This window comes from Parachlamydia acanthamoebae, from assembly GCF_000875975.1.
Classification (GTDB): Bacteria; Chlamydiota; Chlamydiia; order Chlamydiales; family Parachlamydiaceae; genus Parachlamydia; species Parachlamydia acanthamoebae.
The window spans coordinates 118018-126357 of the sequence record NZ_BAWW01000007.1 but is presented as its reverse complement, the minus strand read 5'-3'; the positions used below and the strand labels follow the sequence as shown (position 1 = coordinate 126357).

Here is an 8340-nt window from a genome sequence, read left to right as displayed (position 1 = left end):
CATGAGCGCACTCCCATTTAGTTTTTGTCGTAAAAAACATTTTAAGGATGCGCTCTCTTTTTTTCACCTCATACACAACTTTTGATCATATCTCGAATGCAATAAGGAATGAGCCTCTTTTTTATATCTGCTAATAGTAAAAAAACTGAGTAGCTAAAACTTCGACCTTTAAAGGTAAGTCATTTGCAATTTCATAAAATGCTCTGCATGTTTTTCCCATATTAATCGTTCCCTTCAAACCGGCAAACTTGAAAATTTCTTCCCATATTTCGCTGGGAATTTTTGTTTCATTTATGTACGTACTTGCGGAGCAAAGGGAATTCATATTTTTCCTAGATGAGCTTGAATTATGTAGAACAATCATAGCAATTTATCTTTTTCAATGAAAACAGTTCTATCTTGTAGAGAAAAAAATAATTTATCGTTGACTAAAAAAAATAGCCTTTTTACGTTGGAAACAACAAGGAGAAAATTATGTTAAGCTGGGCTGTTATTTTTTTAATTGTAGCCATTATTGCAGGCGTTCTCGGTTTTGGTGGAATTGCTGGTACAGCAACTCAAATAGCGAAGATTTTATTTGTTCTCTTTTTAGTTCTTTTTGTGATTTCATTATTATTTGGCGGAAGGGCAGGCATTTAGTCTAACTTGGAGACTTCAGCCTCTTTGGTCTGTTCAGGGGAGCCAAGAAACCATAGGCTCCCTGCAATCGCTCCAAGCATTAAAGTCATGCCAGCGACTTCGGTATAGAAGGGTACGCGTTGTTCGATGAAGAATACGAGAATAAGAGCAAAAACAGTTTCAAAAATGGTCAATTGGCCAGCTAAAGCGATGGGAAGAAGGGTGCTAGCTCTATTCCACAGATAAGAGCCACACCAGGAACAAATAATTCCTAAAATTAAACATCCAGCGAGGAAGGCGATTAACTCCTCTTCAAAAGTCACCATTTTGGTGATATCGACCAATGTGGAATCAATAATCCCGATGACTGTTGCAACCACAACGACCCAGCAGAAAGTAGCCGTTCCAATCATGGTAGCCCATTGGCTGCAAGGGACTTCTGGATGTCGTTTTAAAAAATCAGCATTTGCCACGACATACCAAGTCCAGGCTATTAACGCGATGATTGCACAAGCTAATCCAAATAAATAATCTTCAATACTGTCGGCAATCCAATGATTTTCAAAAGCAGATAAATTGACTAAAACTAAGCCAAGTAGAATGAGAAGACTCGGTATTAACAGGCTTTTAAAGCGATAGGTACGTTGCTTTAGGTTTCCGTAAAGAGCGATTGTAATGGGGCTTAAGCCCGCAATTAAGGCCGTGACTGTTGCACTGGCGCTGCGCAGCGCAAGGACGAGCGAGATGTAGTAGATGATGTTGGTCACTAGCGCAAATTTAAAAGCGGTAGGAATCATTGCAAGGGAAACTTTAAATGTTCCCCTCCACCAAAAGCCGGCTAAAATTCCAAGTGATAATGTGCCAAAGCAAAAGTGCCTGCCAAGGGCGATTTCGAATGGCGTAAAACCATCCATAAAGAGGGGAACTACGAAAATTAGCCCCCAAATCAAACAAGCAACAAGAACTAATAATATTCCGAGAAACATGGCTGGATCCTGGGTTATAGTTCAGGAAAAGCCTTTAGGACGAAGTGTTCTTTTTCTTTGAGGACTTCCATGAAGAAAGGGAAGCGGTTAACTTGAAGTACTGCTTGCAAATCTTCAAAAGAACATCGACCATTGAGTGGATCTAATAAGGCTTTTTTCCCACTGGGGGAATTTTTTACGCGTTCTAAATAAGAACGAGGAGAGACATTGTGGTGATTTAACCTGGCACTGAGATAATCCGCAAAAGCGAGATCTTCGTCGGCATTATCAGGGCCAGTAACAACAAGGCTAAGTTGCGCAGGTTGAAGGAATCGAATGTATTTGAGTGTCGCTTCAGCTACAACAAAGCTGGCAGCGAGAATTTGTTGAGCATGAATACAATTGATAATTCCCTGGGTTCCAGAGGAGGTGCGTTGAATCAGAGTTATTCCGGTTAAATTTTCATCTTTAAACTGGAGCGGGGAATTCCCATAGTTAAATTGTTGGATGGCAAAGCCATCGACCTCTCCCATCGTACGCGTATGCGGAAATTTTGCGTGCAGTGAGAGCGCTTCATCCACAGTTCTCGTGACGAAGATTTTTTCTACACCTGAAGCAAAGGCAAATGCGGCTGTTGTGAATGCACGGATCACGTCTATGACAACGACCAATCCTTCCGCATGAATGCATTCATTCATCCGAAATGTTTTGATGTTCATTGCATACTCTGGGTTTTATTCGAGCCCCTGAAAAGGGAGTGAATATCCTGTTAACTTTATTTTATCACACAATACCCGTTTATTGCCTACATGAATTGTTTGTTTTTGTGTATCCCAGAGGGGAACCGGAAAATTATTCCGCTTGCAGATTTGCTCGTAGAGCAATTTACGTGGAGGATGCTCATCAAGACAAAGATTGTAAATACCTCCTAAGGAGTTATTTATCGCATAATTTATGACTTGAACGATATCTCTGAGTGGCGTTAAATTAGTGAAATTTTCTCCTGATCCAGGAAAAATTTTCCTCTCGTGACTGTTAAAGCGGTTGATTAGTTCTCGGCCTGGTCCGAAAATCTCCCCTAGACGCAAAATGCAAATCGAGAGGGTTTCTGAGGCTAAAGAGAGCAGCGTGTTTTCCGTTTCCAGTAGGATGCAGGTTTTTTTATTTGAAGGTTTGGGCTCCGTGTCTTCATCTACCCAGGCTCCCTGATGCTCTCCGTATACAGATGTGCTGCTCGTATAAATGATTTGCTTGATGCGGGGGTAGTCTGCTATGGATTGTGTAATCGCCCGCGCAGTTTCTAAATAGCACTGCTCATAGGAGTCATTTTGAGAGGGGGCGACAGAGACAATTAAAATATCTTGTTCTTCGAGCAAAGAATCGAAGGATTTTTCAAGAAGGACGACTTTGGTAGCATATGTTGACAATTCTTCAATGCGATTTAAACGGCGTGTAGAGGCTGTAACGCAATGCTGGTGCTGCAAGGATTGTGCAGCAGCTTTTCCCACATAGCCACAGCCTAAAATGCCAATGTTTAAATCAGCCGACATTTAAAAGGCCAAGCTTTTCAAAACATTGTCTAAGTTCCAGGTTTTCAGGCTTTTCAAAAGCTCCAGTACCTGCGAGCCATTGGATATAGCTTGCTGGAACTTGCTTTAGGGGCATCCCTTGATGCTTGCCGAAAGGCATGTGTTGTATGTCTTTTGGTTGGTTCATGAGCGCGTAAGCCTCTGCAATTGACAAGTCGTCAAGCATGGCAGAGAAAACTTGGTGAAGAACGATAACATCATCAAGTGCCCTATGGGCATTATTTTCCGCAATCCCATAGATTCCACGCAGAAACTGTAGAGTGTGCCGTGGAAGATCATTTCTGTAACGTCTTGCCCACTTTAAAGTATCCAAAAATTTCCATGGGGGCAGCTCTTGGTTGCTTCGTTTAAACTCATTTCGTAGAAAATGGATATCAAACTGATCGTTATTATGTGCGATTAAAACGACATCGCCCGAACAAAACTCTTTGAATTCTTCAATGATCTCGCCAAATGAGGGGGCATTTGCAACCATCTCGTCTGTGATATGATGGATGGCAGTTGCCTCAGGAGGAATGGGGACACCTGGATTGATCAATCGTTCAAATGTGCGATTACCTACGGGATCATAGACAGCTAACTCGATCACATAATCTCTGTCAGCTTTTATCCCGGTTGTTTCTGTATCGTAATAAAGGGCTTTCATTTTATGCTAAAGGGTATGTTTTTTTTCTTCTTGTGTACGCTGAAATACCGTTTCAAAATCTAGATCTCCATTTGCAACGTTCTCAATTGCAGGAGAGAAGGTTTTGGAAAGTAGTTCGCAGGATTTGATATAGGTCTCAAGAAGGCCTTCATCGATTTCTTGATTGATGGCGGGGATGAGAAGGCGGTAGAAAACGAATCCATTTTCTTCATCCATGCAGAATCCCGGAACATCGATTTCTTTGTTGATGAGGTGAAGCAAACGTGCCATATCATTAAAGCAGCCTTTTTTAATTGCTTCCGGAAAGAAAACGAGGAGTTGTAAAAAGTTTTCTCCATCCAAGATACGGATGAAAAGAGGGTACTCTTTGCCTTCAATTTTCAATAAAAGGTAAGCTTGATCCATTTCAGGTTGCAGTTTCAAGGCATAATTTTTTGAAAATAGATACTCGATGATTCTATCTAGCTTTAATTTTACCATAGGATGGGCCTGGGGTTCGATCGCTTTTAGATGGAGCAAATTTATCCCAGTGAAATGTTTGTGACATTCACTGGGGTAAAATCAATATTGAACGGAAGGAGTCCAGCTTTGGTTGCTCCCTTGTCCTGTGATGGAAAGGTTATTTGTGGTTGGAATAACCGAACAATCATCCTCTCCGGGCATTCGATAGCAGCTTGCCATCGAAAACGCACACAGCATGCAGAATAAGTATATGAATCTTTTCATAAGGATCCGTTTGTTACCCTTTTTTTTGATCCGCGCATTTTTGAATGAATGTGACAGCATCGCCGACTGTTTTGAGCTTTTCGGCTTGCTCTTCGGAAATTTCACAATCATATTCTTTAAAACGCTCTTCAAAAGTCATGATGAGTTCTGTGAGATCTAATGAATCTGCGTTGAGATCTTCGACAAATGACTTGTCAAGAGCGACCTCATCTTTATCGACACCGAGTTGCTCGACGACGATATCAATTACTTCTTGTTCTATTGTCATATATGTTCCTTTTTTTAGGAGTTCATAATAATTTTTGCCTTACATGACCATTCCGCCATCGACCACGAGGACCTGGCCTGTCATGTAGTCGGATGCAGGGGATGCGAGGTACAGAGTGGCTTGCGCAATATCTTCAGGTGACCCCATGCGACCCAAAGGAATGGAGTCTAAAATAGATTTTCTTTGGGTCTCTGTCATCACATCTGTCATACGTGTTTCAATAAATCCAGGAGCGATGCAATTTACGCAAATGTTGCGGGGAGCAAGTTCCTTTGCTAAGGCTTTTGTAAATCCGATCAATGCGGCTTTGGAAGATGCATAATTCACTTGTCCAGCATTTCCTGTCAAGCCAATAACAGAGCTGATATTGATGATTTTTCCCTTTCGCGTTTTAATCATTGTGCGAGCAAGAGCTTTGCAAAGGTTGTAGCAGGACTTAACGTTGGTGTCCATTACCTCATCCCAATCCGCTTCACTCATCTTCATGAGTAAGCCATCACGTGTGATACCCGCATTGTTGACGAGGATATCCACATGTCCAAATTGTGCTAAAATCGTTTGGATGGCTTGGTCAACCTCAGCTGTATTGGCCACATTAACTTGAAAAAAAGTTGTGGATGGTTTTCCTGTTAAAGCGTTAATTTCACCGACAGCCGCTTGTCCTCGTTCTGCATTGGTACCGAAAATAATGACTGTGGCCCCAGCTTGTGCTAAGTTTTGGGCAATTGCTTTGCCAATTCCTGCGTTGCCGCCAGTCACAAGGGCTATGGATGCAGGAGATAAAGTAATCATAGAGAGTTCCTTGTTCATTCCGCTAAATGTTTTAAATCTGCAAGAGTTTCAATCGACAATGTAGGGGCGAGAACGCCTATCCGTTTATTAAAGCCAGCCAATGTTTTGCCGCAGCCAAATTCAATAAATTGATCGATTCCTTGTTTGCAAATGTGTTCAATCCCTTGTTGCCAACGAACAGAATGGGTGACTTGTTTAATTAAGTTAGAGCGAATTTCTTCGAGGTCATTTGCAGAAGTTCCTGTGACATTCATCACGAGAGGAACGGGACTATCTGTAAAGGATGCCTGCTGTACATGTTCGGCAAGCCGTTCTTCAGCTTCGCGCATCAGACCGCTATGAAAAGCTCCGTGTACCTGAAGAGGGAGAATTCGTTTTGCCCCCTTGGCTTTGGCTGCTGCAGATCCTTCTTCAATCCCTTTGAGGGTTCCTGAAATCACCACTTGCCCAGGGCAATTGTAGTTTGCTACCCACAGGTCATGGGGAAGATTTAGAGCGTTTACCAGATCTTCGACTGTATCAGCATCTAATCCGAGCACAACAGCCATTGTCCCCGCTGTTTTTTCACAGGCGTCATTCATAAACTGGCCACGGGATTGGACAAGTGTTAAACCGTCTGCAAATGAGATTTTGCCTGCCGCCGTTGCAGCTGTGTATTCCCCTAAACTGAGTCCTGCGCAATAAGTGGGATACAAGTGAGGGAATTCGTGTTGTACGCAGCGTAAAATGGCGTAGCTTGTGACGTAAATAGCGACTTGACTGTTTTTTGTTTCAGTAAGTTCAGCTTCGGGTCCTTGCAAAATCAATGCTGAAAGTTTTCTTTTTAACCGGTCGTCAGCTTCCTCAAAGATTTGCTTAGCAAGGGGAAATGTTTCGACAAACTCTTTTCCCATGCCAGGATATTGTGAACCTTGTCCAGGAAAAATAAAGGCGATTTTTTTTGACATATGATTATTTCTCCCCGTTATTATAGGCACTTAGTCAATATGGTGGCTCCCCATGTTAAGCCTGCCCCAAAAGCAACCATTAAAAGATTTTGATTTTCTTGAATGGGATGTTCTTGCATGAGCTCATCAAGGGCTATGGCAGCGCTTGGAGCGGAAGTATTTCCATATTTATGCACGGTTTTGTAGATTTTTTCTGTTGGGATAGCAAAGTTTTTTCCTACGGCATCAATAATCCGTTCATTCGCTTGATGGGGAATGAGCCATTCAATTTGATCGGGTTGTAGGCTTGCTCGGCTAATGCATGTTTCGGCGGCAGCAGTCATGCGACGCACAGCATGTTTAAACACTTCTTTGCCTAGCATGCGGAAGTAATGCAATCCTCCTTTTAAGGATTCTTGTGAACAAGGGTGGCGTGTGCCTCCTCCAAGAAGTGTAATTAAATGCGCTTGATCACCATCAGAGCCTAGGCAAACATCTCCGATTAGAAGGCCTTCCCCTTGGCCAGATATAACCGCAGCAGCAGCTCCATCTCCAAAAAGAATGCAGGTGTTTCGATCTGTGTAGTCCACAAAGGCAGTCATTTTTTCAGTTGCGATGAGCAAAACATTCCGGTACATCCCGGATTCGATATAAGCTTTAGCTAAAGATAAGCCGTAAAGAAAGCCTGTGCATGCTGCATGAAAATCAACCGCCGCGGCTTTTTTTGCCCCAATTTGAGCTTGAATGAGGTTGGCGGTAGTTGGCATCATGTAATCGGGTGTTGTGGTAGCTACTAAAATGATATCGATTTCTTCTGCTGCTACACCACTTTTTTGCAGGGCTTTTAAAGCTGCTTCTCTTCCCATATCTGAAGCAAATTCATCGGGGGCGGCAATGCGCCTTTCTTTCATCCCTGTGCGGGATGAGATCCATTCATCACTCGTATCGACGATTTTTTCTAAATCGAAGTTACTCAAAATGCGTTCGGGCAAATAAGAACCAAGACCTATAATGCGCGCCCTTTTTTGAACTGTCATTGAATAAGACTCCAAAACAAATTTTTAAACCTAACACTGTATCAAACAACGATTTAATTTTAAAGAAAGAAGTTTTGAGTGGATTTCATTAATCTGATACGATTTATCCTAAAACATCATTAATAAAAGTGAGAAAATTAAATATGCGCTATCCATCTCATCTGATTAAACTCATCCAGGTCTTAAAAAAATTGCCTGGGGTAGGAGCGAGAAGTGCCGAGCGGTTTGCCTTTCAATTAATGGAATGGGATGAGGAGAAATTAAGGGAGTTTGGCACTATATTGTCTCAAGTGCCAGAAAAAATTCAAGCTTGTTCCGCGTGTGGTTGTTTAAAAGAAGAAGCTGGTGGGTGCCCTTTTTGTGATGATCTTGTTCGGCAAGCCTCTCAAATTCTATGTGTGATCTCTTCACCCCGTGATGTGTTTTCGATTGAAGAAACCCGGGAATATAAAGGATTATATCATGTGTTAGGCGGGCTTCTTTCTCCTCTGGATGGATTTGGTCCTGAACGTCTATCGCTTGCATCTTTAAAGGAAAGAATCGAAATCCATCAGATTCATGAAGTCGTGATTGCATTAGGTTCAACGTTAGAAGGCGATGCGACAGCTTTGTACATCAAAAGAGAATTGGGGACTTTACCCGTGCAGGTCTCGCGGCTAGCTTATGGGTTACCTGTTGGCAGCTCATTGGATTACGTGGATGGTGGAACTTTAGCGCGCGCTTTTTCGGGAAGGGCCAGTTTTTAGGCAATATTTTGAAATTTGCAACCCAGT

Annotated in this window: 12 protein-coding genes; 2 read left to right on the top strand and 10 right to left on the bottom strand. The window is 42.3% G+C overall.

The window, feature by feature from the left end; all coding sequences use genetic code 11:
• Positions 1 to 130: 130 nt before the first annotated feature.
• Positions 131 to 325 carry an F-box protein gene (locus AOM43_RS04035; protein WP_013924697.1) on the bottom strand — a complete coding sequence of 65 codons (195 nt, stop codon included), beginning with the start codon at positions 323 to 325 and terminating at the stop codon, positions 131 to 133.
• A gap of 149 nt (positions 326 to 474) precedes the next feature.
• On the opposite strand from AOM43_RS04035, the gene AOM43_RS12965 reads away from it, so the two are divergent.
• Positions 475 to 639 (top strand): DUF1328 domain-containing protein, encoded by a 165-nt coding sequence (locus tag AOM43_RS12965; RefSeq protein WP_006340381.1) that lies wholly within the window; start codon positions 475 to 477, stop codon positions 637 to 639.
• Here AOM43_RS12965 and AOM43_RS04030 read toward each other — a convergent pair.
• The 9 genes from AOM43_RS04030 to AOM43_RS03990 form a co-directional block, all read right to left on the bottom strand.
• On the bottom strand, positions 636 to 1604 hold the full coding sequence (locus tag AOM43_RS04030; protein ID WP_006340382.1) for a DMT family transporter: 969 nt from the start codon (positions 1602 to 1604) through the stop codon (positions 636 to 638). The two genes, AOM43_RS12965 and AOM43_RS04030, sit on opposite strands and share 4 nt — an antisense overlap.
• A 14-nt stretch (positions 1605 to 1618) precedes the next feature.
• Positions 1619 to 2302, bottom strand: coding sequence for a 2-phosphosulfolactate phosphatase (locus AOM43_RS04025; RefSeq protein ID WP_006340383.1), 684 nt, complete (start codon positions 2300 to 2302; stop codon positions 1619 to 1621).
• A 15-nt stretch (positions 2303 to 2317) separates the two neighbouring features.
• Positions 2318 to 3133: an SDR family oxidoreductase gene (locus AOM43_RS04020; protein ID WP_006340384.1), complete on the bottom strand. Its 816-nt coding sequence runs from the start codon at positions 3131 to 3133 to the stop codon at positions 2318 to 2320.
• Positions 3123 to 3818 (bottom strand): putative quorum-sensing-regulated virulence factor, encoded by a 696-nt coding sequence (locus AOM43_RS04015; protein WP_006340385.1) that lies wholly within the window; start codon positions 3816 to 3818, stop codon positions 3123 to 3125. Before AOM43_RS04015 ends, AOM43_RS04020 begins: the two co-directional genes overlap by 11 nt.
• A 6-nt stretch (positions 3819 to 3824) precedes the next feature.
• Complete coding sequence (locus AOM43_RS04010) at positions 3825 to 4298, bottom strand: type III secretion system chaperone family protein (RefSeq protein WP_226987383.1); 474 nt, start codon at positions 4296 to 4298, stop codon at positions 3825 to 3827.
• A gap of 259 nt (positions 4299 to 4557) precedes the next feature.
• Positions 4558 to 4812, bottom strand: coding sequence for an acyl carrier protein (gene acpP, locus AOM43_RS04005; protein ID WP_006340388.1), 255 nt, complete (start codon positions 4810 to 4812; stop codon positions 4558 to 4560).
• Positions 4813 to 4851: 39 nt separating this feature from the next.
• Positions 4852 to 5604 carry a 3-oxoacyl-[acyl-carrier-protein] reductase gene (gene fabG / locus AOM43_RS04000; RefSeq protein ID WP_006340389.1) on the bottom strand — a complete coding sequence of 251 codons (753 nt, stop codon included), beginning with the start codon at positions 5602 to 5604 and terminating at the stop codon, positions 4852 to 4854.
• A gap of 14 nt (positions 5605 to 5618) precedes the next feature.
• Positions 5619 to 6551 (bottom strand): ACP S-malonyltransferase, encoded by a 933-nt coding sequence (gene fabD, locus AOM43_RS03995; protein WP_006340390.1) that lies wholly within the window; start codon positions 6549 to 6551, stop codon positions 5619 to 5621.
• 20 nt (positions 6552 to 6571) lie between these two features.
• Positions 6572 to 7567: a beta-ketoacyl-ACP synthase III gene (locus AOM43_RS03990; RefSeq protein WP_059359152.1), complete on the bottom strand. Its 996-nt coding sequence runs from the start codon at positions 7565 to 7567 to the stop codon at positions 6572 to 6574.
• A 143-nt stretch (positions 7568 to 7710) separates the two neighbouring features.
• Between AOM43_RS03990 and recR the strand changes: the two genes are divergently transcribed.
• Positions 7711 to 8313: a recombination mediator RecR gene (gene recR / locus AOM43_RS03985; RefSeq protein WP_013924700.1), complete on the top strand. Its 603-nt coding sequence runs from the start codon at positions 7711 to 7713 to the stop codon at positions 8311 to 8313.
• Positions 8314 to 8340 lie beyond the last annotated feature (27 nt).